Origin of the sequence: Streptomyces pimonensis, from assembly GCF_041380215.1 — a bacterium.
In the GTDB taxonomy this organism is placed as follows: Bacteria; Actinomycetota; Actinomycetes; order Streptomycetales; family Streptomycetaceae; genus Streptomyces; species Streptomyces pimonensis.
The window spans coordinates 155,450-177,467 of record NZ_JAHWZY010000006.1 but is presented as its reverse complement, the minus strand read 5'-3'; the positions used below and the strand labels follow the sequence as shown (position 1 = coordinate 177,467).

Annotated in this window: 20 protein-coding genes; 9 read left to right on the top strand and 11 right to left on the bottom strand. The window is 71.8% G+C overall.

From position 1 onward, the window contains the following. Positions 1-510: 510 nt before the first annotated feature. Positions 511-894, bottom strand: coding sequence for an NlpC/P60 family protein (locus KYY02_RS08625; protein ID WP_371237034.1), 384 nt, complete (start codon positions 892-894; stop codon positions 511-513). Positions 895-1,377: 483 nt separating this feature from the next. Then, on the bottom strand, positions 1,378-1,656 hold the full coding sequence (locus KYY02_RS08620) for a GlsB/YeaQ/YmgE family stress response membrane protein (RefSeq protein ID WP_371237033.1): 279 nt from the start codon (positions 1,654-1,656) through the stop codon (positions 1,378-1,380). Positions 1,657-2,078: 422 nt separating this feature from the next. Between KYY02_RS08620 and KYY02_RS08615 the strand changes: the two genes are divergently transcribed. The 6 genes from KYY02_RS08615 to KYY02_RS08590 all read left to right on the top strand — a co-directional run bounded on the left by KYY02_RS08615 (position 2,079) and on the right by KYY02_RS08590 (position 5,920). Continuing rightward, complete coding sequence (locus tag KYY02_RS08615; RefSeq protein ID WP_371237032.1) at positions 2,079-2,372, top strand: ArsR/SmtB family transcription factor; 294 nt, start codon at positions 2,079-2,081, stop codon at positions 2,370-2,372. Beyond that, positions 2,369-2,755, top strand: coding sequence for a VOC family protein (locus tag KYY02_RS08610; protein WP_371237031.1), 387 nt, complete (start codon positions 2,369-2,371; stop codon positions 2,753-2,755). The genes KYY02_RS08615 and KYY02_RS08610 overlap by 4 nt, the downstream gene beginning before the upstream one ends. Before the next feature lie 169 nt (positions 2,756-2,924). After that, a complete protein-coding gene (locus tag KYY02_RS08605; RefSeq protein ID WP_371237030.1) occupies positions 2,925-3,491 on the top strand; it encodes a DUF1648 domain-containing protein in 567 nt (188 codons plus the stop codon). A gap of 284 nt (positions 3,492-3,775) precedes the next feature. Further along, the gene (locus KYY02_RS08600) at positions 3,776-4,747 is read left to right on the top strand and encodes an ABC transporter ATP-binding protein (RefSeq protein WP_371237028.1); all 972 of its coding nucleotides are present in this window, start codon (positions 3,776-3,778) and stop codon (positions 4,745-4,747) included. After that, a complete protein-coding gene (locus tag KYY02_RS08595; RefSeq protein WP_371237027.1) occupies positions 4,744-5,595 on the top strand; it encodes an ABC transporter permease in 852 nt (283 codons plus the stop codon). Before KYY02_RS08600 ends, KYY02_RS08595 begins: the two co-directional genes overlap by 4 nt. A gap of 160 nt (positions 5,596-5,755) precedes the next feature. After that, on the top strand, positions 5,756-5,920 hold the full coding sequence (locus tag KYY02_RS08590) for a hypothetical protein (RefSeq protein ID WP_371237026.1): 165 nt from the start codon (positions 5,756-5,758) through the stop codon (positions 5,918-5,920). A gap of 86 nt (positions 5,921-6,006) precedes the next feature. Here KYY02_RS08590 and KYY02_RS08585 read toward each other — a convergent pair whose 3' ends face one another. From KYY02_RS08585 to KYY02_RS08565, 5 genes are read right to left on the bottom strand one after another with little or no spacing between them, the layout of a single operon-like run. Continuing rightward, positions 6,007-8,805 (bottom strand): DUF5682 family protein, encoded by a 2,799-nt coding sequence (locus KYY02_RS08585; protein ID WP_371237025.1) that lies wholly within the window; start codon positions 8,803-8,805, stop codon positions 6,007-6,009. Then, positions 8,802-9,926 carry an ATP-binding protein gene (locus KYY02_RS08580; protein WP_371237023.1) on the bottom strand — a complete coding sequence of 375 codons (1,125 nt, stop codon included), beginning with the start codon at positions 9,924-9,926 and terminating at the stop codon, positions 8,802-8,804. The genes KYY02_RS08585 and KYY02_RS08580 overlap by 4 nt, the downstream gene beginning before the upstream one ends. Positions 9,927-9,982: 56 nt before the next feature. Continuing rightward, complete coding sequence (locus KYY02_RS08575) at positions 9,983-11,407, bottom strand: vWA domain-containing protein (RefSeq protein WP_371237022.1); 1,425 nt, start codon at positions 11,405-11,407, stop codon at positions 9,983-9,985. Beyond that, a complete protein-coding gene (locus KYY02_RS08570) occupies positions 11,404-12,798 on the bottom strand; it encodes a hypothetical protein (protein WP_371237116.1) in 1,395 nt (464 codons plus the stop codon). Before KYY02_RS08570 ends, KYY02_RS08575 begins: the two co-directional genes overlap by 4 nt. Further along, complete coding sequence (locus KYY02_RS08565; protein WP_371237020.1) at positions 12,798-13,319, bottom strand: hypothetical protein; 522 nt, start codon at positions 13,317-13,319, stop codon at positions 12,798-12,800. Before KYY02_RS08565 ends, KYY02_RS08570 begins: the two co-directional genes overlap by 1 nt. 175 nt (positions 13,320-13,494) lie before the next feature. Here KYY02_RS08565 and KYY02_RS08560 point away from each other — a divergent pair, with 175 nt between their 5' ends. Both KYY02_RS08560 and KYY02_RS08555 read left to right on the top strand, forming a co-directional pair. Further along, a complete protein-coding gene (locus tag KYY02_RS08560) occupies positions 13,495-15,153 on the top strand; it encodes an N-6 DNA methylase (RefSeq protein ID WP_371237019.1) in 1,659 nt (552 codons plus the stop codon). 109 nt (positions 15,154-15,262) lie between these two features. Next, entirely contained in the window at positions 15,263-15,661 is a 399-nt protein-coding gene (locus KYY02_RS08555; RefSeq protein ID WP_371237018.1) for an EVE domain-containing protein, read from the top strand. 10 nt (positions 15,662-15,671) lie between these two features. Here KYY02_RS08555 and KYY02_RS08550 read toward each other — a convergent pair whose 3' ends face one another. Then, positions 15,672-16,535 (bottom strand): helix-turn-helix transcriptional regulator, encoded by an 864-nt coding sequence (locus KYY02_RS08550; protein ID WP_371237017.1) that lies wholly within the window; start codon positions 16,533-16,535, stop codon positions 15,672-15,674. A gap of 147 nt (positions 16,536-16,682) precedes the next feature. Between KYY02_RS08550 and KYY02_RS08545 the strand changes: the two genes are divergently transcribed. Continuing rightward, positions 16,683-17,657 (top strand): SDR family NAD(P)-dependent oxidoreductase, encoded by a 975-nt coding sequence (locus KYY02_RS08545; protein ID WP_371237016.1) that lies wholly within the window; start codon positions 16,683-16,685, stop codon positions 17,655-17,657. A gap of 559 nt (positions 17,658-18,216) precedes the next feature. Here KYY02_RS08545 and KYY02_RS08540 read toward each other — a convergent pair. Genes KYY02_RS08540 through KYY02_RS08530 form a run of 3 tightly spaced genes read right to left on the bottom strand, consistent with a single transcriptional unit; the run spans position 18,217 to position 21,792 of the window. Then, positions 18,217-18,882, bottom strand: a complete 666-nt coding sequence (locus KYY02_RS08540; protein WP_371237015.1) for a hypothetical protein — start codon at positions 18,880-18,882, stop codon at positions 18,217-18,219. Beyond that, positions 18,879-19,301 (bottom strand): hypothetical protein, encoded by a 423-nt coding sequence (locus KYY02_RS08535; protein ID WP_371237013.1) that lies wholly within the window; start codon positions 19,299-19,301, stop codon positions 18,879-18,881. Before KYY02_RS08535 ends, KYY02_RS08540 begins: the two co-directional genes overlap by 4 nt. Before the next feature lie 28 nt (positions 19,302-19,329). Next, the gene (locus KYY02_RS08530) at positions 19,330-21,792 is read right to left on the bottom strand and encodes a glycoside hydrolase domain-containing protein (protein WP_371237012.1); all 2,463 of its coding nucleotides are present in this window, start codon (positions 21,790-21,792) and stop codon (positions 19,330-19,332) included. Positions 21,793-22,018: the final 226 nt, after the last annotated feature.

The following is a 22,018-nucleotide window of genomic DNA, read 5'->3' as shown; positions in this document are numbered from 1 at the left end:
CGGCGGCGTACACCGGCGGCCCGCACCGCGCCACGCGTCCACCTCGCGGGAGGCCGCGCGAACAGTGTGGGCCGTACAACGATCTCAGACATCTCACTGGCCAGAAACGGCGTACCAACATGTGAGACGCCCGTGCTGTGTGGCCCGGCCCTCCCTCGCCCTGCGCTCCCCGTACGGACGCCGCCCGCCGTCGGGCCGTGCGTGCCCGGCCCGGATCGGCCACCTCGAGGGCGGGACGGACCCCGGCTGGAGGGATCTCACGGCGGCCGTCCGAGCCCCCTGCCACCTTCTGCCCGGCCACGGCCCGGCCGCCCGCGCCGTCCGCGCCGCGGACCTCGGCGTCCAGGTCGGCATCGTCGACTGCCTCTCCGCGATCCACGCCGCGAGCGACCGCCCCGAGGGCCGGGCCTCCGCCGTCCGCATGGACGGCCGCACCGACCGCCGGCGGCTCGTCCCGGTGCACGGCCCGTGCTCCTCGTGCCGCCGCGAACCGGTCCGCGTGACATGGCGTCAGACGCGGTGCACGGTGTGCAGGGTCCTGGCGTAGGTGCCCGTGCCGTCCAGCAGCGAGGCGCCGCCGAGGTCTGCCATGGTGGGCCCGTTGACGGTCTTGCGGCTGGAGAGGAAACGGCGTTCGCCGGCCGCGTCCTCGCCCAGGTGGATGCCGACGTGGTCGACCGTGGCCGTCTGCCGGTCGTCGCCGGAGTCGGCGTTGAACAGCACCAGGTCACCGGGCTGGAGCAGCGCGGCGGCGGGCGGAGCGGTGCCGTCGGTCCGGGCGATGCGCACGCCGGGTGCGTAGTCCGCCATGTCCCGGGACTTGCGGGGCAGCCGCTGCCGGGAGGTGTCCTCGCCCGCCGCCGGCGGAACGCCCATGTGGTAGCCGTAGACCATGCGCGTGCACCCCGAGCCGGTCGCCCCGACTCCCTCCCGGCTTCCGGCAGCACGCCGGACGTCGGCAGTCGCATGAACGGCCGCACGACGTCGGTCCGAACCGGACCGACCGCGCGACCTCGGTCCGAACCGGGGACCGCGCCGTCTGCATGTACCGGCACGAGAACCACGGTTGTCCCATGGGCTGTCTCCGGGCCGACGACTCGGTCGCCGCTCCGCCGATCCACGACGACGAGCTGACCGGCTTCCGGTTCGGGCAGCCCCGGCCCGCCGGGGGAGGAAGCCGTACCGGTCGGCCCCCTGGAGTGGAAGCGGATGCCGTTCCGAACGGTCCCGCCCCCCGGCGCTTTCCCGGTCCCGGGAGCGGCGCCGCCGCGAGCGTTCGGACGCCGTTCGTCCGGACTTCCGGATTTCCGGACCGGAAAAGGAACGGCTCCTCGTCGCGTGGGACGAGGAGCCGTTCCGTGTGGGGCGAGCGCCGGATCAGGCGTGGCGGTGGGAGTGGCGGTTGCCGGTGATCAGGCGGTAGAGGGCGAGCAGGATGACGGAGCCGACGATGGCGGCGATCCAGGTGGACAGTTCGAAGAAGCCGTCGATGGAGTCGACTCCGAAGATCACCTTGCCGAGCCAGCCGCCGAGGAGACCACCCGCGATGCCGATGAGCATGGTGATGATGACGCCGCCGGGGTCCTTGCCCGGCATCAGCGCCTTGGCGATGAAGCCCGCGAGCAGGCCGATGAGGATCCAAGCGATGATTCCCATGACACGTCTCCTACCTCGTTGTATAAAGTTTCTGTTAGTGCATCGTCTTTACCGCCGAAGCGCTTCCAAACACCGCCCACGCGATCTTTCGCCGGGCCGGGTTCCGGAGTGCCCCGTCGTCTCCTCGACGGTCCTGCGGCAGGGCGCCGGCTTCCGGGCCCGGAATGACTTCTGCCCCCTGTCGGCCGGATGATCCGAAGGTGGTGCCGCCGGCGGCGCGGGCGTCCCCCTCGGTCTGGACGTCGGCAGGAACACGCGTCGCGGCCGCGGGTTGATCCCGGCAGGGGAGAAGGTGTTCGGCGGGCCGCCGCCCGACGGTGGAGGGCGCGCGACCGCATCCGCCTCCCCTCGCGCCTCCGGTGCGCCCGACGGTACGGTCCTCGACTTGTCATGCAAGTCAACGCTTGCCTATGGTGGTGGTCATGGCGGAGGACGTCTTCAAGGCGCTGGCCGACCCCACCCGCCGCCGCATCCTCGACGAGCTGGTGGAGCGGGACGGCCGGACCCTGTTCGAGATATGCGCGCGGTTGGCGGCCGAGCACGGCCTGGGGCTGTCACGTCAGGCGATCAGCCAGCATCTGGCCGTACTGGAGTCCGCGGGTCTGGTCGTCTCGAGGCGCCAGGGCCGTTACAAGTTCCACGACCTGAACACCGAACCCCTCGAGCACATCGTGACCCGATGGCTCAGGCCCGGCCCCCCGGAGGGCACCCCATGAGGATCCACCTCACCAGCGTCTTCGTCGACGACCAGGAGAAGGCCATGCGCTTCTACACCGACGTGCTGGGCTTCGTGAAGAAGAGCGACGTCCCGATGGGCGCGGACCGATGGCTGACCGTGGTCTCGCCGGAGGACCCCGACGGGACGGAACTGCTGCTCGAGCCCTCCGGCCATCCCGGGGTGCAGCCGTACAGGGCGGCGCTGGCCCAGGACGGCATCCCGGCGGCCTCCTTCGCCGTGGACGACGTACGGGCGGAGTTCGACCGGCTGCGTGGGCTCGGGGTGTACTTCACCCAGGAGCCGCTCGAGACGGGTCCGGTCACCACCGCGGTCCTGGACGACACCTGCGGCAACCTGATCCAGATCGTCCACAGCGGGTGAGGCGCCGGCGTGGGCCCGGCGGCGACCCGTCGTCCGCGGCCGGGTCCGCACTCATGCCGACGGGCGGAGTGGTGGTACCGAGGACGGGTCCGCGCCGTTCGCCCGAACGCACAGGCGTCCGGCCGGGAACTCGATTGCCCGGGAGCCGGAGCACTGCGAGGTTCTTGCCATGCCCGCCTTCTCACACCGCCCCCGGACGGCCGGTGTCAGGGTGCTTTCCTCCCCGATCCGGCTCTGGCTGCTCCCCAACGTCGTCATCCTCGCCGTCATGTGGGCCTGGGGCGTGCTCCGCTACCCCCACCTGCCGGAGCGGATACCGAAGCACATCGGTGTCGACGGAGTGGACGCCTGGACGGACCGGTCGATCGGCAGCGCGTTCGTCCTGGTCTTCGTGTACACGGGCATGACGGTGCTGATGACCTGCTGCGCCGAGCTGGCCCTGCGCATGACGCCACGCGACGAACTGCCGGGCCCCGGCAAACCGCCGTTCGCCGCCGGAACCCCCTCGTCCCTTCTCGACAGGCCAGGCAGCCGCGCATCGGCACAACGGATCGTACGGGCCCTGTTGTCGTTCAGCACGCTCATCGGCCTCACCCTGCTCACGGGCTGCGGAATACTGTGGCGTTCCACGCCCGACCCGGACGTGTCCGGGTGGCTGCTCGCCGCGATGACGGTGCCGCTTCTCGTCGGCGCCGCTCTGGCGGTCGCCGCGGCCCTGGGTGACCGGAAGCGCTGAGACTCCTGCGGCCTCGCTCTTCCCCCGGCGCGTGGAGCACCGGTGGGCCGCCTGCCGGGACGAGGGCTCGAACGGGTGCTGTGGCCGGGAGGGTTCCCCGGGCCGGTGGAACAGCAAGGGAAGTCCTGGCCGTTCGGTAGTGTGTTCGCCGGGGAAGGGCCGAACGGCTGCCGCCGACGGGCAACGGCGACCACAGCCGTGACGCGTTCCATGACCACGGACGTCGGCACGCCCTTCGGCCCCTGGACCCTGGGACAGCTCACGAGACGGACGGGGGAACACCGATGACGACCGCTCACGCTTCGTCCGGGGCGGAGATCAGTCCGCCGCCGGAGGGCGACACGGTCATCGACGTACGGGACCTGCGGATGCGCTACCGCGACCAAGAGGTGCTGAGGGGCGTGGACTTCACGGCCCGGCGGGGCGAAGTCCTCGTGCTGCTCGGCCCGAACGGCGCGGGCAAGACCACCACGATCGAGGTCCTGGAAGGCTTCCGGATGAGGTCGGCCGGTGAGGTGACCGTCCTCGGCTCCGATCCGGCCCGCGGGGACGAGCGGTGGCGTGCGCGCCTGGGCATCGTGCTGCAGTCCTGGCGCGACCACGGCAAGTGGCGGGTGCGGGAACTGCTGGCCCACCTCGGCTCGTACTACGCGCCGTACTCCACCGCCCTCGTCCGGCGGCCGTGGGACACCGACGAGCTCATCGCCGCGGTGGGACTGACCGCGCAGGCGGACAAGCGGGTCGGCACCCTGTCGGGTGGCCAGCGCAGACGTCTCGACGTGGCCGTCGGCATCGTGGGCAAGCCCGAAGCACTGTTCCTGGACGAGCCGACCGCCGGTCTGGACCCGGAGGCCAGGAACGAGTTCCACGGCCTGGTGCGCGGGCTCGCGGACGAGAGGACCACCGTTCTGCTGACCACGCACGACCTCGCCGAGGCGGAGAAGCTCGCCGACCGGATCCTCATCCTGGCCGGTGGCCGGATCGTCGCCGACGGCACGGCCGGAGAGCTGTCCCGGCAGGTGTCGGGGGAGGCCACCGTGCGCTGGACCCGGGACGGGCGGCCCTTCGAGCAGGCGACGGCCGAACCCACCCGGTTCGTCCGCCGGTTGTTCGAGGAACACGGCGAGGCGATCGGCGGTCTCGAGGTGCGCCGGGCGAGCCTGGAGGACACCTACCTGACGATGGTGCGGGAGCTGGAGACGGGAAGCGGCCCCGGCGAGCGGGCGGCACGTGCTTTCGGGGAGGGATCGCGATGAGTCCGGTGTGGTACGCGGCGAGGCTGGGAACGCGGCGCGGCCTGACGGAACTCCGGCAGACCTTCACCTCCGGCCAGGACCTGTTCGGGTACGTGCTCTGGACGGTCCTGCTCATGGTGCCGCTGTTCCTGGTCGGGGACGAGCAGTTGAAGGGCGCGGGCATCTCGGTCGGCGCGTTCATGCTGCCGAGCATGGTGGGCATGACGCTCGCGTTCACCGGGATGATGACCACGGCGCAACTGCTCGCGACCGAGCGCGAGGACGGCACGCTGCTGCGGGCCAAGGCCGTGCCCCACGGCATGGTCGGCCACCTGGTCGGCAAGGTCGTCATGGTGTCGGGCACGGCCCTCGCCTCCATGGCGCTCCCCTTCGCCGTCGGCGTGTTCCTGGTGGACGGGGTGGCCCGGCAGGGCGGCGCGGCGTTGCTGACGCTGGTGTGGGTGGTGCCGCTGGGCCTCCTGGCGACCCTGCCGATGGGCGCCGTCATCGGCTCGCTCGTCGACAGCCCGCGCACCGTCGGCCTGCTGATGCTTCCGGTGATGGGGCTGATCGTGATCTCCGGGATCTACTTCCCGCTGTCGAAGCTGCCCGAGTGGCTGCAGATCGTGGGGCAGGTCTTCCCCGTGTACTGGCTCGGCCTCGGTCTGCGGGCCGCCCTGCTGCCGGCCGAGGCGGTCGCCGCCGAGGTCGGCGCGTCCTGGCGGTACCTGGAGACGGTGGGCGTGCTGGGCGCCTGGGCGGTCGCCGGGCTGCTCCTCGCACCGTCCGTCCTGCGCAGGATGGCCCGCCGGGAGTCCGGGGCCACGATGGCGGAACGGCACCGGAAGGCGATGCAGCGGGTCGGTTAGCGCCGCGCCGGGGGGAACGGCCGTCCGGTTCCCCGCAGGACCGTGTACGCAGGCGCCGGTGGCGCGGTGCGTCCGGAGCCGTCGCCACGGGGGTCCGTGTCACCCGGTCCCGGAACCGGGGTGCGGTGTGTTCCGCTGTGCGGGGAGGGACGACGCGGGCATGCCGAAGGGGACGCGCTCGGCGCTCGTCGTCGTCCTTCCGGTCCGGAGCCTGTTCGCCTCTGCCTGGTCCGGCAGGGGCTGCGACAGCGCGGAGGCGTACACGGCGGTCCTCGGGTACGGGGTGCCGGAGGGTCTGGAGCCCTTGCCCGCTTGTCACGGCTGAGGGCTCGTCGAGTGGGCCGGTGGCCGTCGCCCGTTCCGGTGCGGGTGCGGCCGGGGCCCGGTGAATCCGGGACCCGGCCGCGGCTGTCATCCGGCTGCGAGCAGGTGCTCCAGGGCCCTGGCCGTCTCCGGATGGCGAGCCGTGAGCGCGGCGCCTTCCGACGAGGACGGACCGGCCACTGCCGCCCAGCCGCCGTCGCAGCCGAGCAGCTCCGCGACCGCGTCGCACGTCGCCGGGTGCGCGGCCGGCAGCGCCGCGCCACGGTGGACAGCGGCCACGGGCCCCACGGCGAACGGATCCGTCTCCGGTGTCCGCCACGGCGGCACCCACGCGTCCAGCGCCGCCAGCCGGCCCGGGAAGATCCGCCCCGCCTCGCGGACCATCAGCGGGGCGAGGTCCGCCGCGCCGGAGCGCAGGGTGGTGATCAGCAGCGGCAGCCACGGCAGCAGCACCGGGTCCGGCAGCCGCCCGAACGCGTTCGACACCGCCTCCACCACCACGTCCGCCAGCCCCGGCACGGGCTCCAGCGCGTGCACGAAACCGCTGAGGTAGCGCGGGTAGGAGGGCACCACCAGCGGGTTGTCCAGCAGTTCGTCGCACCGCGCCCGCAGCTCGGCCCGGGACAGGGTGCCGAGTTGTACCTGCGCCGCCCACAGCAGTGCCGTCTTCGACGGGTCCTCCGGGTGCGACTGGGCGACCGCGAGCTCCAGCTGGGTCCGGTCGCAGCCCAGCGACAGCGCGAGGCTCTCCATGGAGAACAGGAAGCCGAGCATCGCCGCGACCTGCCCCACCGTCGCGTCCTCGTCCCGGAACGCCGTCGGTAGCAGCGTGCAGTAGTGGGCGTAACCGGTCTTGACGAACGACTCGATCCACGCCGGCAGCACCGGCTCACTGGTGCGGTAGTACGCCAGCAGCGCACGCGCCCGGCGCAGCACCTCCGGCGCCCCGTCGACACCGCGCTCGGCGGCGAGCACCTTCAGCGCGTGCGTGCCGAGCTCGTCGGCGAGCCGGCGGCCGCCCAGGTACAGGAGCGTGTCCTCGACGGCCGCCAGCACCGTCGCCGTGGTCGCCTGCGGCCCGTACGCGTCGCGCCGCAGCCGCTGCTCCAGGACCTGCTCGAGGCTGACACCCTCGTAGCCCAGCTCGATCAGAGCCCGCTGGTGCGTCCCGAGCGCCAGGTCCCACGACTCCTGGATCGACCGCTCACCGAGCCGCCGCTCACCCATGATCGGCCGTGCCGCGCCCTGCGGCAGCAGGCGCCGCAGCATCCACAGCACGTCGGAACACGCCCGCAGTTCCGGCCGGGAGGCCATGTCCAGCAGCGCCCGGCGCACCCCGCGCTGTTCGAGCTTCAGCTCCAGCGGTGCGAGCCGGTCGTACACATCACGGGCGAGCGGCGGCAGCGAGTCGTACCCGACCCGGCCGATCCGGTCGCCGCCCATCATGATCTCGACGAGGCGCCGCACGTCCCGCCGCCCCGGGACGCTGTCCTTCTCGATGCAGGTGACCGCCGCGTCCTGGAAGTCGTACGGCGTCGGCTTGGCCCGGTCCCGCATGCCGGCGAGCAGGATCGACGTCTCGAAGACGGCGATGGCGTCGGCGGTGGAGGCGAGATAGCCGTTGCGCCGGGCCGCGCGCACGATGTCCACCGACCAGCCGAGCAGTTCGGCCTCGTCGAGCCCGTCGAGCACGGGCGGCCTGCGCAGGAAGCCGGACAGCCTGTCCGCGGCGGCCTCGGACGGTGGAGCGGGGACGACGGCCGCCTTCTTGGCCGCGGACTTCCTCCTGCCGGCCTGGCCCTCCAGCACGTACGGCTCCACACGGGTCCGCTTCAGGCCCTTCGCCCACTCCGTCGCCGCGATCGACACCGAGCCCGCGGCGAGGCCGAACTGCGCCTCGATCGCCGCGTGGCTGGACGGAATCAGCCCGTACTGCCAGGTGGTGGCGGTACGCGGGGAGATCGTGAACGTGTCCGAGCCGCCCCGTACGCCGAACTCCTCGACGCGGCTGGCCGCGTGGAACGCCCCGCACACGTACAGACAGTCCTCCGGGTCCGTGCCGGTCGCCGCCAGGTGCTCGCGCATCCGGGTCCACATGTACCGCTCACGGTCCTCGTCCACCCGGAGCCGGGCCCCCTCTCCGGGGGCGAGCCGCCGGAACAGGCTGCCGATGAGGAACATCACCTGGCGGTAGGTGTCGTGGTCGCTGCCCCCGAGCGGGACCTCGACGTACTGGTGCCACCACTCCGACCAGTGCCGCACCTTGCCGTGGCGCAGCAGGTGCTCCTCCAGCTCGGCGAAGCGCGGCCGCAGGTCGCCGATCTCGACGCCGACGGCCTCACCGTGCAGCGCGGCCTCCGCCTCCTCCGGAGGCTCGGCCCCCTCCTGCGCCTGCTCCCCCCTCCTGCCCCACTGGAAGACGTGGTCCGCCGACCGGTCGACGAGCACCAGCTCGACGCCCGGCGTGTCCAGGGCGTACGCGATCGCCTGGTACTCGGCGGACGCCTCCGTGACCGGCGCCACCACCGACAGCGGGGCCCAGTCGGCCGGGAAGCCGTCGACGTCTCCGGCGAACGCCTGCACCGCCACCGGCAGCCGGCAGTTGCGCAGCTCGGTCAGGAGCGGCGCCATGTCCTCGCACAGCTCCAGGTACACCACCTTGGGCTGCTTCTCGCGCAGCCGGCGGGCCATGGCGAGCGCCGAGGCGGGGGAGTGGTGGCAGACGGGGAAGATCTCCAGTGGCTCGCGCGCCGCCCGGTCGACGTCGTCGACCATGCCGAGGAGGATGCCCTCCAGGGCGTCCGGCCCGCCCGCGAACGTGGCTGCGGCCTCCTGCAGTTGGCCGCGCAGCGACGCGAACGACGTGTTCTCCCGGACCCCGCTCATGACAGGGTGGCGATCGCGTCGCGGCCGCCCTCGAGGAACTCGGGCCAGGAGCCGCCCTCTTCCTTGCTGCGCGGCTCGACGACACCGTGCAGGTACTTGTTGAGGATGGCCAGGTCCTCGGGCTCGCGCCGGGTGAGCGAGCCGACCAGCGAGGAGGCGAGGGCACGGGCGGTCAGGGTGCGCTCACCGAAGAAGTTGCTGTGCAGGACGGCGTCCTCCAGCACACCGATCTGTTCGGCCGTCGACAGCGCGGACTCCAGCTTCTCGTCGTCGCTGCCGGCCGCGGCGGCGGAGGCGCGCAGGTCGGCGAAGCTCCGCAGCAGCACGTCCAGCAGGGTCGGCGGCACGTCCAGGTCGATCGAGTGCCGGCGCAGCAGTTCCTCGGTGCGGAAGCGGACGATCTCCGCCTCGCTCTTCTTGTTCGTCACGACCGGGATGCGTACGAAGTTGAAGCGGCGCTTGAGCGCGGAGGAGAGGTCGTTGACGCCCCGGTCGCGGCTGTTGGCCGTGGCGATGACGGAGAAACCGGGCTTGGCGAAGACGATGTTGTCGTCACCGCCGCCGCTCTCCAGCTCGGGAACCGAGATGTACTTCTCGGAGAGGATCGAGATCAGCGCGTCCTGGACGTCGCTCGTGGACCGGGTCAGCTCCTCGAAACGGCCGATGGCACCCGCCTCCATCGCGGTCATGATCGGCGAGGGGATCATCGACTCCCGCGACTGGCCCTTGGCGATCACCATCGACACGTTCCACGAGTACTTGATGTGGTCCTCGGTGGTGCCGGCCGTGCCCTGCACCACCAGCGTGGAGTTGCGGCAGATCGCCGCGGACAGCAGCTCGGCCAGCCAGCTCTTGCCCGTGCCGGGGTCACCGATGAGCAGCAGACCGCGGTCGGAGGCGAGGGTGACGATCGACCGCTCCACGAAGCTGCGGTCACCGAACCACTTCTGCGACACCTCCCGGTCCAGGCCGTCGGCACGCTCGGAGCCGAGGACGAACAGGCGGACCATCTTCGGGGACAGGCGCCACGAGAACGGCTTGGGGTTGTCGTCGATCGACTCCAGCCAGTCGAGCTCCTCGGCGTACTTGATCTCGGCGGGGGCGCGCAACAGGTCGGACATGAGGGACAGCCTTTCGTACGGTGGTGATCAGAGGGGGACGTGTGGCGTTGCGCCGATCACGTGAGGAACGTCTTGAGTTCGTGCACGAGCTTCTTGATGTGACCGGATACCACCGGCGTACCGAGGTCCTTGAACTTCTCCCGGAACCACGGGTTGACGCTGCCGCGCCCGGAACTGGTCACCGAACCCACCGGGATGAACTTCGCCCCCGAGCGGTGAACGGCGGCCATGCTCTCGAACAGCTCGTCGGTGCGCCATTCGTAGAAGTCGGAGATCCACACCACGACGGTGTTGCGCGGCTCGGCGATCTTCGGCTGGGCGAGCGCCATGGCGACGGTGCCGTCGGTGCCGCCGCCGAGTCTGGTCCGCAGCAGCGTCTCGAACGGGTCGTGCGCCCAGGGCGTGAGGTCCAGCGCCTGCGTGTCGTACGCGATCAGGTGGACGTCCACCTTCGGCAGCCCGGCGAAGATGGACGCCAGGATGGTGCAGTTGACCATCGAGTCGACCATCGAACCGGACTGGTCCACGACGACGATCAGCCGCTGGGGTGTCGTCCTGCGGCTGGTGTGCCGGTAGTAGAGCCGGTCGACGTAGAGCCGCTCCTCCTCCGGGTCCCAGTTGGTGAGGTTCTTCCAGATGGTGCGGTCGAGATCGAGGTTGCGGTAGACGCGCTTGGGCGGGACGGACCGGTCGAGTTCACCGACCGTGGCCTTCTCCACCTGGGTGCGCAGCACTTCGGTGACCTCGTCGACGTAACGCCGGATCAGCTCCTTGGCGTTGGCGAGGGCGACACCGGAGAGGTTGTTCTTGTCGCGCAGCAACTGCTCGATCAGCGACATGCTCGGCGTCAGCCGGGAGGCCAGCGCGGGATCGGCCAGCACCTCGCGCAGATGCATGCGCCTGACGAGGCCGGCCTCGATGGAGCCCAGCTCCGGCCCGATCTCGGGGATCAGACGGCTGAGGTCGGGAGCGGGGCCGCCGAAGCCGGTGCCGGCCGGGCTGACGCCCTGCCCGCCACCCGCGCGGTTGACACCACCGCGTCCGCCCCGCAGTTCGCCGGGCCGGCAGCCCAGCGCCCGCTCCAGCCAGCCCGTGTCCGACTGCCAGCGCGCCAGCTGCTCGGCGGTGACGGTGCCGGAGCCGGAGGCGAAGACGTTCAGCAGCACCTTCGACGCGAGCGCCGCGCGCCGCACCTCGGCGGCCCGGTCACGCGCACCGTCCTCGTCCGGCTCGGGCGTCATCAGCCCGTCGAACTCGGCGGCCAGCTCCGGGTGCCGCTGCACCACGGAGTCGACGGACGCCTGTGGGTCCAGCAGGGCGGACGGCAGGCCGACGTCCTCGACCACGGCCAGACTCGCCGACTCCAGGGACGCCTGCTCCTCGGGATCGAAGAGGCGGGCCAGCAGACGCCAGTACAGCACCTGCCGCCGGTTCTCGTCGGGGTCGGGCGCCGGAGCGCCCGCAAGGGTCGGTTCGCTCATTTCCGCAGCAGCTTTCCGGCGCGCTCACGCAGTACCTTCACGGCGTCGGTGGCGGCCTTCTCGGCGCGCACGCCGGCCTTGTCGGCCGTCCCCCCGGCCCAGGCCCCGGCGTGCACGGCGACGCTCTTCTTCCGCACCGTCCTCTCCACGGCGAGCGGCTGGAGCAGGAACTCCCCGGCGTCCCACCGCAGCAGCCCGACACACGCACCGGACGAGGCGACGACCTCGGGGGTGAGCGGACCGGCGGCCGGAACCCGGTCGGTGTCGACGGCGAGCCGCTGCCCGGCGACCTGGAACGCCACCCCGTCCTCGTCCTCCTCCACGGCGTACCCCTCCAGCAGGACGGGCACGGCGATCCGGGCCGGATGCCGGTCGAGCGGAGCGGTCGCGAAGGCCGCGGCGGCGGGCAGCGCCACCCGCGCGGTGGCGAAGACCTCGGCGGGCTCGCCCGTACGGGCCCGTGCGTCGTCCCAGATCAGATCGCCCTCACCGGTGACGGGCATCGCGTCGAGATCCATGGCACGCCCCTCGCTCACGGCGGCCAGCAGGGACAGGCGCGGCCGGAGCAGCTGCCACAGCCCCGCCCCGACGACGGTGTCGGGCTTCGGCGCGGACACCGAGGCCCGCACCAGCCGCGGCGTGCCACCGTCCGCCGGCTCGAACACCGCGTGCACCTGCGCCTGTACGGCGGTGGCGTGCTCCTGCACGTCGACACCGAGCGGCAGCAGCCGGCCGGTCGCCCCGCCGACCGCGGGGGCGGTCGCCGCGCCGGGCAGGGACAGCAGCATGGCGCGCGACCACAGGTCGGCCCACCGTCGTACGGGAACGTGCTCCAGCGTCGCGCCGGGGCAGGACGCGGCGAGTTCGGCGGCGAAGCCGTCGAGCAGCGTGGCCAGGCGGCGCAGTCCCGGGTCGGGCAGCATGGCGGACACGACGGGCGCGGCACCGGCGATCACCTCGTGGTCGATGCCGCGCCAGCCGGCCCGCGCGAGACCGCACAGCCAACTACGGGCGGCGGCACACAGGTTGACCGCATGCTCCGCCCCGCCGGCCGCCGTTGTGCCGCTCTCCCCGTCCCGCGCCCGCCCGACGGCCTCCTCGACCCGCAGGAGGAGCGCGTCGTGCACGGAGCCGAGCAGCGCGGTGCGAGCGGCGGCGAGTGCCACGAAGTGGTCCTCGCCGGCGGCCCCGGCGGCCGTCTTCTCGGCCGCCTCGGCGACCCGCCCGGCCAGCGGTGACCCGGCGACGGCCTCGGCGAGAGCGGCCAGCCCGACGGCCTGGGCGGGCCCCGGACGGAGAACGCCGCCCACGAGGACCTCGTCGAACCCGTCCACGGCCGTGAGGGCCTCGTCGAGCCCGTCGACGGTGTCGGTCAGCAGATCGGCACGCATCACGCCACCGCCCTCGTTGTCGGGAACCACTGCATCTCGGGCAGCGGAGCGGTGTCCGGGACCAGTTCGAGGTAGGCCAGATGCCGCAGGAACCGGCTGAACACCTGCGCCGCGGCCGATCTGTCGCCCTGCGCGGGCCGCGTGTAGCTCATGGCACTGAAGACGGTGTGGGCATCCGGGTCCTCGCCGGAGACCTCGACCTTCAGGTACCGCGCCACGCGCTCGACGCCGTACTGCAGCACGGCCTCGTCGACGAGGGCACGTATGTGATTGCAGAAACCACCGCGCGCCCCGCCGCAGGGCCGGTTGTTGTTGGTGCTGCACGCGAACGCGTACGTCTCCGCCTCGACGGACGACACGTACACCCGCCCGATGTCCGACCCGCTGGACACCACACCCTGCAACCGCCCGTCGGCCAGCTCCACGAACGGCACCTTCGCGAGCTTCCGCGGCCGCGCGGGTGGCACCACCCGCGCCGTACTCGACTTCTCCCGGACCGACAACACACCACTCCCATGCATGCGAAAGGGGACGTCGACGCCAGAACGGCGCAACGGGATCAAGCTATCGGCAGCCACTGACAACGCCCCCGGCGCGGGACGGGAGCGGAGACGCCGGGCGGAACGGCCGGTGTTGACATCGTCAACGGCCATCTTTCGTTGATGCTCGGCCGGAGCGCTGTGTACCGTGGTCGGTATGCCACAGACTCCGGCCCCACCGACGAACCCGCTGGTCACCGGCTCCGAGATCGCCCGCATCGCGGGTGTCACCCGTGCCGCCGTGTCGAACTGGCGACGGCGGTACGACGACTTCCCGGTGCCGGTCGGCGGCGGCGCCAACAGCCCGCTGTTCGACCTGGCCGAGGTCCGGGCCTGGCTGGACAAGCAGAGCAAGGGCCAGGACGTCACCGACGAGGTCCAGCTGTGGCAGTTGCTGCGGGGGACCTACGGGGACGACATCCTGGGCGGGCTCGCGGACATCGCCCATGTCCTCACCGCCCCCGGGGAGAAGGCGCCGGCCGCGCTGCCCGAGCCGGCGGTCCGGCTCGCCCGCCGCATGGCGGACGGCGGTTCCGCGGCGGACGTGGTGAACGGCCTCGCCGAGCGCTTCACGGAGTCCGTGCGGCGAGCGGGTTCGGACCAGGTGAGCTCCCCCCGGGTGGTGCGGGCCGTCCGGCACTTCACGGGCGACGTGGCGGCCGACGCGGTGCTGTTCGACCCGGCCTGCGGAATCGGTACTCTCCTGCTCGCCGTCGGAGCCGAACCGGGCGCCAGGCGATGCGGCCAGGAGGCGGACGCCCGCAGCGCGCGGCTCGCGCGGTCGCGGGCCGGCCTCGCGGGACACGCCCGTACCGAGATCGCGCAGGGCGACTCCCTGCGCGCGGACGCGTGGCCCGACCTCAAGGCCGACCTCGTCGTCTGCGACCCGCCGGTCAGTGACACCGACTGGGGGCGGCAGGACCTCCTCCTCGACCCCCGCTGGGAGCTCGGCACCCCCTCCCGCGCGGAGGGCGAACTCGCCTGGCTCCAGCACGCCTACGCGCACACCGCACCCGGTGGCCGTGTCGTCATGGTCATGCCCGCCTCGGTGGCCTACCGCAAGGCCGGCCGCCGCATCCGGGCCGAGCTCGTCCGCCGGGGCGTCCTCACCCAGGTCACCGCGCTGGCCCCGGGCACGGCCGCCGCGCACTCCCTCCCCGTGCACCTGTGGCACCTGCGCCGCCCGCGGACCCCGGACGACGCGGCCACCGTCGTGCGCATGGTGGACCTCACGTCCAACGACCCGGACGACCCCCTGGAGCCGCGGCCCCAGCAGATCACCGAGGTCTCCCGGATCGATCTGCTCGACGACCTGGTCGACCTCACCCCGAGCCGCCACGTCCAGGAGTCGCACCGCGACTACGCGACCGAGTACGACACCCTGCGCCGGGAGCTGACCGAACAGGTGCGGCGCCTGACCGAACTGCTCCCCGCCCTGGCCGCCGGCGAGGGCACCGGCTCCCTGGAGGGTCCCAGCGTCGGCGTCGCCGACCTGATCAAGGCCGGACTGGTCGAGCACGCGGACCCGGAACCGGTCTCCGTCAGCGACCAGCTCGACACGGATTTCCTCCAGGGCTTCCTGCACAGCGCCGCCAACAGCCGCCGCTCCACCACCGCCAGCGGCACCTTCCGGCTCGACAGCAAGGGCGCCCGCATCCCGCAGATGGACATCACCGCACAGCGCGGGTACGGGGCCGCCTTCCACGCGCTGCGCGAGTTCGAGGAGCGGTCGCGGCGGGTCGCGGAACTCAGCCGGCAGATCACGGAACTGGCACGGGACGGACTCGGCAACGGGGCGCTGAAACCCGGCGCCTGACGTCTTCGTGTCGAAAACGTGTACGCACATGCCCCGGCCGTCTGGCACCATGAGTCGCTGCACCGATGCGTCTTCACGCGGGCCGAACGTCCTGACCGAAGGGGATTCCATGGCGGACTGGATCTACATCCTCGACCCGCGCAAGGACACGCTGGACGGGGAGCCGTCCGACAAGGAGACGATGCTCCAACTGGCCGGGGAGGAACCGGAACTGGAGCTCTGGCTTAGCCGCCGCAACCGCATGGAGCCGGGTGACCGCCTCTGGTTCTACTTCGCGCGGCCCGAGTCGGCGGTCGCCGCGGTGGCCGAGGTCGACGAGGAACCCCGCCCGGACGACGAGGACCCCGACGTCCCCTTCCTGGTCCCCGTCACCCTGCTGACCGAGGCGACGAAGGAGCTGTACCGGGACCCGGTGAGCCGCGAGGAACTGGGGCTGGGCCAGGTGCGCTCGGTGCAGAAGGTGAAGCCGGAGGCCCTGCCGGTGCTGCTGGCACGGGCGGGGCTGTAGGCGGCGCCCGTCAGGGGAGCCGGGCGACGGTACGGCCGCCCGTGACGCGCAGGAGGTCCAGCTTCTCCGCGTCGGCGCTCCCGGTCGCCGCCGTGTAGGTCACCATGCGCAGGTCCGCGCCGGGGACGATCAGGACGTCGCAGTCGAGCACGACGTCACCGACCTCCGGGTGGCCGACGGTCTTGCGTTCGCTCGTGTGCCCGGCGGCCGTCTCCGTGGCCCAGTACCGGGCGAAGGCGCCGGACGCCTCGCGCAGCTCACGCACCAGACGGTCGAGCCCGGGATCCCCGGGGTACTGGGACACCGCCTCCTTGAGGTCGGCGACGATCGACGCGGCGAAGGCGTCGGGCCCGCGCTCGGACCGCACCAGGGGCATCGAGGCGTGTGCGGGACCGTCGCCGAACAGCGCACGGGCGAGGTTCCGCTCGGCGGCCGGAAGCACCGAGGGATCACCGAGCAGGGCGCTCCACAGGGAGTTCCACCGCACCAGGGTCCAGTCCGCGGTGAACACCCCGATCGGGACGTCGCCCAGGCGTGCGACGAGCCGTTGGACGCCCGGCGGCACATGAGTGCCGACCGTCCCGTCCCGGGGAGGCAGCAGCCCGGCACCTCGAAACAGCCGGTCACGCTCGGCGCGGGTGAGCTGCAGGGCCCGGGCGAGGGCGCCGACGACCTGGGCGGAGGGGTTCCTCGCGCGCCCCTGCTCCAGCCGCAGCACGTAGTCGACGGAGATCCCGGCCAGCTGCGCGAGCTCCTCGCGGCGCAGCCCCGGGGCGCGGCGGGCGTCCGTCACGGGGAAGCCGGCGTCCGCCGGGGACAGGCGGTCGCGCCAGGTGCGCAGCAGCGCGGCGAAGGAGGAACGGGAGGAAGCCATGCGTCCATTCTCACCGCACGGCGCCGGACGAGCCTGGGTACTGCCGGTCCTGGGGACGGGGACGGCACTGGCCGGCGCGGCACGGCACGGCGAAGGTGGAGCCGTGCCCGGAGCGGGCGCCGCCCACCGACCAGTGAGGGAATTCCCATGCAGCACACCATCGTGATGACGGGCGCGAGCCGAGGCATCGGCCGTGTCGCCGCGGAACGGATCCTGCGCCGGTCGCCGGACACCCACCTCCTCGTCGTCGCCCGGGGATCCTCCGGCCCGCGACTGGCCGCGGAGCTCGCCACGGGCGGGCGCACGGTCTCCCACGTCCCGGCGGACCTCGCCTCGTCGCACAGCGTCCGCGCGGCCGCCACGGAGATCCGGGACCGGCTCGACAGAGGCCAACTGCCGCCGCTACGCGCCTTCGTGGGCAACGCGGGCATTCAGTACACCAACGCCCTCACCGAGGGACCCGACGGTCTCGAGTCCACCTTCGCCGTCAACGTGCTGGCCAACCACCTGTTCGTACGCCTGCTGCAGGACCGCCTCGACGCTCCCGCCCGGATCGTGATCACCACCAGCGACACCCACTTCGGCGACCTCCGGCACAACCTGGGCATGGTCCCCGGCCCGGTCTGGAAGTCCCCCGACGTCCTCGCCCGCCCGGGGGCCTTCCCCCGGCCGGACACTGCGGTCGCCGGCCGCACCGCGTACTCGACGAGCAAGCTGGCCGTGATCCACCTCGTCCACGAGTACGCGCGCCGGCTCCCGGCCGGGATCGACGCCGTCGCCTACAACCCGGCCTTCGTCCCGGGCACCGGCCTCGCCCGCAACGCGGGTCCGCTCTCCCGGTTCGCCATGCGGCGCATCCTGCCGCTGATGACCCTCACCCCGTTCGCCACCGGCCGCGCCGCCGCGGGCCGCCACCTCGCCGACGTCGTCCTCGGCGGCGTCGAGGCGCCGACCGGCTCCTACGTCGACCGCGGCCGCGTGGACCGCTCGTCGGAGGAGTCGTACGACCCAGGACGCGAACGCGAGCTCTGGGACGCCCTGGAGCGCCTCGCCGCCGGTCACCGGCAGGGGACGGGGCGGCGCCCGGTGTCCGGCGGAGCGGGCCCGGACACATCGCCGTGACCGTCCGTGGGAAGGGCGGTTCCGACGCGCCCGTGCGTCCAGCCCGGTCGAACCGCACCCCAGGGAGCCGCCTTGTCAGCGACCACGACCACCCTCCCGAGCCTCCGCTCCAGAGCCCTGCTCGTCCTCGCCACGGTCCTCCTCACCCTCGCGCCGGCCGCACCGGCACGCGCCGTCACGGGGCAGGGGACCGAGGCCCCATCCCGTCCGCCGCATGCGCGCGGCGCCGAGGTCGTCGCCGTCACCCGGGTCGCCGACCGGCAGGTCGACCTGTCGGTGAGGTCGGCGGCCCTGGGCGGCCGTACGGTCGAGGTCCGCCTCCTCACCCCCGACGGCGCGAGTTGCACGCCTCACTGCCGATGCTGCTGGGCGCCCTCGGCCTGCGGGGGTGACGCCCGGGTCCGGGGGCCGGCCGGGACAGCGGCTTCGGCCCCTCGTCCGGCCTCCGCCCCCTCGGGGAACCGCTTCCCCGGCGCGGAGCACCCGCACTTCGGTCGTGCCCCGCGCTGCCGTCACGGGATCTCCGGCCCGGGCCTCCGGACCGGAGATCACGCGGACCCTACGAGCCGTTCCTCCGGCCGAAGGCCTTGACGGCCGCCCGGCGTTCCGGAGCGAACGCGTCGACCGTCCCCGCTCCCAGGCCCGGTACGTCCCTCCAGGACCGGAGCTTGCGAGCCACGCCCCGCACCTTCGGGTGGGCCGGACCGAGGGCGATCTCGAAGTGCGACTCCTGGGGCGAGGCGAAGTCACCGCCCCAGACGACGGCACCGTCCAGCTCGGCCAGGATGTCCCGCACCACCACCAGCTCCTGCGGGTACAGACCACTGCGCACCCCCAGCGGGTAGGCGTGCGGCCGGATCGCCAGCGCCGTGCCGGACAGGTAGTTCGACTCGTGGGGCCGGCGCACCTCGCGGGACGTGGTGTGGCCCGTCACGTCCTTCTTACGCAGTTGGTCGATCTCGTAGTGGAAACGCCGGGCGACGTGCAGCAGGAGCGTCGCGGGGTCGCCCTCGGCCAGGCGTACGGTCAGGCCGCTGCCCTCGATGGTGTGGGACGCGGCCTCGTCGAGGATCTTCCAGCCGTTGGCCGAGCGGCTGCCGCGCCAGGCGGTCGCCGCCCGGTCCGTCCGGGCCGCGGCCGGGGCCGTGTCCAGAAGGCCGAGGGCGGCGGCCCCGGCCAGGCTCCCGGTGGCACCGAGCACACGGCGTCTGCTCAAAGCGGTCATGAAGTGCCCTTCCTGTTGGTACGGAGTCGGATGACGGTCAGGCCCACGGCACAGGCCAGGCAGAGCAGCGCCAGGACCGGGAGCACGACCAGAGCCGGGTTCACCCAGGCCGGGACCAGGTCGTACCCCGCATGACACTTGTCGTGCAGCGGGAACCACCGCGTGTACTCCTCGAAGTTCGCCCTGCGGTACGCCCGGTCGTAGGTCTGGCCCGCCCTGTGGCACGCCTCCTCCGGGTCCAGCGACGCCCCGGCGAGGGAGCCGATGAGGTAACTGACACCGGCTCCCAGCAACAGGAGCACCGCGCTCCAGGTGAACCACGCGGGACTGCGCCGCCACGTGCCGGAGAGCAGCGGGCGGCTCCAGAACCACAGGACGACCAGGAGGGGCAGGAGAATCGGGATGAGAATGAGGGCCATGGGCTGAACTCTGCAGGTTCTTCCCGACCTACCGGGCCGCGGCCCGCTGCGCGGCCTGCTTGCGGTAGACGGTCAGGTTCTCCTTGTACTTGGCGGCCAGGCTGTTCTCCAGGCCGATAAGGGCGAGCTGACGGTCGGAGAAGCCCTGACAGAACTGGGCCAGCTTCTCCGTGTTGCCGGGAACGAGGACGTAGTCCGCCGGCAGGGCGACGCCCGCGCCCGTGATGAGCGCGAGCCGGGCCGCGTCGACGGTGACGTCGGACGGGCCGGCGAGGATGTCCCAGCAACTCGCCCGCGCGTTGGTGGCGTTCTCCCAGCGCCGGTCGAAGTGGCTGCGGAAGCGGGTCAGGGCGCCCCCGTTGTTGTAGTGCGCCTTCATCCAGTCGACGACGTTCCCGCCCCCGGCGACATGCTTGGCCAGCAGGTACCCGTCGACGTCCTCCAGCATGTCCGTGTAGCCGAAGCTGGAGACGGTGCCGGGGATGGCCAGCTTGGCCTGGCAGAACGTGAGCGGCGAGGCGTACTCGTCCACCGAGTTCCGCCAGTCCGCCCAGAACGTCATGATGTCCCCGCCCCAGCCGGCGATGTCGCCGCCGGTGGACTCCTTCTTGTCGGACGGGTCGGAGTTCTCCAGGAAGCCGTTGGCCGTGGCCATCAGGTGGGTGGCGTCGACCTGGTAGCCCGTGACGGTGTCGGTGAAGGAGTCCTCGACCGACATCCCGCGGCTGTCGCAGTACCCGACGAAGTCCTCGTCGTAGCTGTTCGCCAGCCACCACCACTTCACGCCCCGGTACTTCTCGTGACGGATGTACTCCATCACCAGTCGGCTGGCGTTGGTGCCGACGTTGTTCGACGCCTTGTACGCGACGGCGTGATCGTAGAGACGCTGCACGTAGGCGATGTACGTGTCGGCGGGGCCGCCCGTGTTGTTCACCGAACGGACGCCGGGCTCGCCGTTGCGCCGCCAGACGTCCCGGTCCAGGTCGAAGGTGTCCGAGCCGTTGGTGACCTGGAACTCCTTGATCTGGTTGATCGCCCAGTTGGCGGGCAGGGGGTAGCCGAGGTTCCCGGAGAAGCCCCAGGACATGCCGGAGACGAAGGAGAAGCGCGCGCCGGTCTTGGCGGTGACGTCGATGCAGACGTTGCGGGAACCGTAGACGCCGTGGAAGTACTTCTTGCCCCGGCTGGCGAGGCCGGCCACCACGCCGTTGAAGTAGGCGACGATGCCCTCCGGCTGACCGTCGATCTCCCACTGCTGGGCGTCGTAGTCGACCGCGAAGTAGATCGTCGTGCCGCGGTTGAAGCCGTACTCGCTTGCCAGGTCGTGCGCGTTCAGGGCGTGCTGGAAGCCCTGGCCGTAGGTGAAGTCCGCGAGCCGGCGCGCGTTGTCCTGGTAGATCGGAAAGACGCGCAGGCCGGCGTCGAAGATGGTCTGCAGCTCGCCGGGTTTGATCTCCTTGTCGAGGGTGGACCCCGGCGGATCGTAGAGGTAGCGGCCGACCAGGCGGTAGTCGTTGTCGTACAGCCAGCGGGCACGGGAGGCGGTGATCTCGAACCTCGTGTCCGAACCGGTCGCCGCGCGGTCCGCGTTGCCCATGGACACCAGCAACTGGGACCAGGTGTCGTACTCACCCACGCCGTAGTTGGCGTCTTCCTGCTCGTACAGCTGGGAGAACTTCTGGAAGACCTGGACGAACTCCTTGGTCTTCGTGTCGAAGGTGCTCTTGAACGTCGTCCGGACCTCCGAGTCGTCCAGGCCGCGCAGGATCACCGGCTCGTTGAAGACGCAGGCCGCGGTGAACAGCTGCACGAAGATGCCCGAGTCGCCCTCCCGCACGGGATGGCTGCGCAGACCGGCCTGGGTGCCGGGGCCGAAATTGCCGTTGGGGCTGAGCCCCAGTTCGTACTGGATGGCGATCACCAGGGACTTCTGCACATCCCGGGAGTAGATGCCGTCGCACGGGCCGATCGAGTAGGCGTCCCGCTGCCAGTAGCGGTTGTTGAGCCACTGCTGGATGGCCCGGATCTTCTCCGTTCCGCCGGCCACAACGACGTACGCGTCCATGTTGAGGATGCACTTGAAGATCTTCGGGGTGGTGACGCCGCCGGACGTCCCTGTTCCGCCGTCGGGCAGGCCCATGTCGACCAGGAGGGACTTCACCGCCTCCGTGGTCACGGCCCCGTACTCGCCGTATCCATTGGCTCCCCAGTAGCCCTTGCAGAACAGGCCGTGCTGGAGGATGCGGACGATGTTGGCGTTCTTGTTCCAGCCGAAGCCGATGTCGCCGAGCGCCTGGAGCCTGGAGAGGGTGGTCGGGCCGAAACTCGCCACCACGGGACTGATGCCCAACTCGTGCTGGAGCCCCATGGTCAGCGCGTACATCGTGGACCAGCCGGTGCGCCCGTCCTCGGGGCACCTGACGTATCCGGCGACAGATCCGTAGGTGGCATTCACCCATTGCTGCGCCTCAAGAACCTTGGCGTCGGCCAAGTCCGCCACTCCTTCTGTGATGAGAGCCGCAGCGATGGCGGCTGTTTCGAAGCCAAAACGGGCATGAAAGAGCACGCCCATGTCGTCGGCGGTTTCCCGGACGGGACATGCTCGGGAATGCGGAATACGGAATCCGGTGCCTGTGCGTCGAAAGGGGACGGCGCGGTACGTGAGATAAACGGGCGGAATTCTTCACCGCGTGATTCCCGGGACGTCGGCGAGGACG

Coding starts and splice junctions, on each gene's coding strand:
- KYY02_RS08625 (WP_371237034.1), bottom strand. CDS start 894: ATGGTCTACGGCTACCACATGGGCGTTCCGCCGGCGGCGGGCGAGGAC.
- KYY02_RS08620 (WP_371237033.1), bottom strand. CDS start 1,656: ATGGGAATCATCGCTTGGATCCTCATCGGCCTGCTCGCGGGCTTCATC.
- KYY02_RS08615 (WP_371237032.1), top strand. CDS start 2,079: ATGGCGGAGGACGTCTTCAAGGCGCTGGCCGACCCCACCCGCCGCCGC.
- KYY02_RS08610 (WP_371237031.1), top strand. CDS start 2,369: ATGAGGATCCACCTCACCAGCGTCTTCGTCGACGACCAGGAGAAGGCC.
- KYY02_RS08605 (WP_371237030.1), top strand. CDS start 2,925: ATGCCCGCCTTCTCACACCGCCCCCGGACGGCCGGTGTCAGGGTGCTT.
- KYY02_RS08600 (WP_371237028.1), top strand. CDS start 3,776: ATGACGACCGCTCACGCTTCGTCCGGGGCGGAGATCAGTCCGCCGCCG.
- KYY02_RS08595 (WP_371237027.1), top strand. CDS start 4,744: ATGAGTCCGGTGTGGTACGCGGCGAGGCTGGGAACGCGGCGCGGCCTG.
- KYY02_RS08590 (WP_371237026.1), top strand. CDS start 5,756: ATGCCGAAGGGGACGCGCTCGGCGCTCGTCGTCGTCCTTCCGGTCCGG.
- KYY02_RS08585 (WP_371237025.1), bottom strand. CDS start 8,805: ATGAGCGGGGTCCGGGAGAACACGTCGTTCGCGTCGCTGCGCGGCCAA.
- KYY02_RS08580 (WP_371237023.1), bottom strand. CDS start 9,926: ATGTCCGACCTGTTGCGCGCCCCCGCCGAGATCAAGTACGCCGAGGAG.
- KYY02_RS08575 (WP_371237022.1), bottom strand. CDS start 11,407: ATGAGCGAACCGACCCTTGCGGGCGCTCCGGCGCCCGACCCCGACGAG.
- KYY02_RS08570 (WP_371237116.1), bottom strand. CDS start 12,798: ATGCGTGCCGATCTGCTGACCGACACCGTCGACGGGCTCGACGAGGCC.
- KYY02_RS08565 (WP_371237020.1), bottom strand. CDS start 13,319: ATGCATGGGAGTGGTGTGTTGTCGGTCCGGGAGAAGTCGAGTACGGCG.
- KYY02_RS08560 (WP_371237019.1), top strand. CDS start 13,495: ATGCCACAGACTCCGGCCCCACCGACGAACCCGCTGGTCACCGGCTCC.
- KYY02_RS08555 (WP_371237018.1), top strand. CDS start 15,263: ATGGCGGACTGGATCTACATCCTCGACCCGCGCAAGGACACGCTGGAC.
- KYY02_RS08550 (WP_371237017.1), bottom strand. CDS start 16,535: ATGGCTTCCTCCCGTTCCTCCTTCGCCGCGCTGCTGCGCACCTGGCGC.
- KYY02_RS08545 (WP_371237016.1), top strand. CDS start 16,683: ATGCAGCACACCATCGTGATGACGGGCGCGAGCCGAGGCATCGGCCGT.
- KYY02_RS08540 (WP_371237015.1), bottom strand. CDS start 18,882: ATGACCGCTTTGAGCAGACGCCGTGTGCTCGGTGCCACCGGGAGCCTG.
- KYY02_RS08535 (WP_371237013.1), bottom strand. CDS start 19,301: ATGGCCCTCATTCTCATCCCGATTCTCCTGCCCCTCCTGGTCGTCCTG.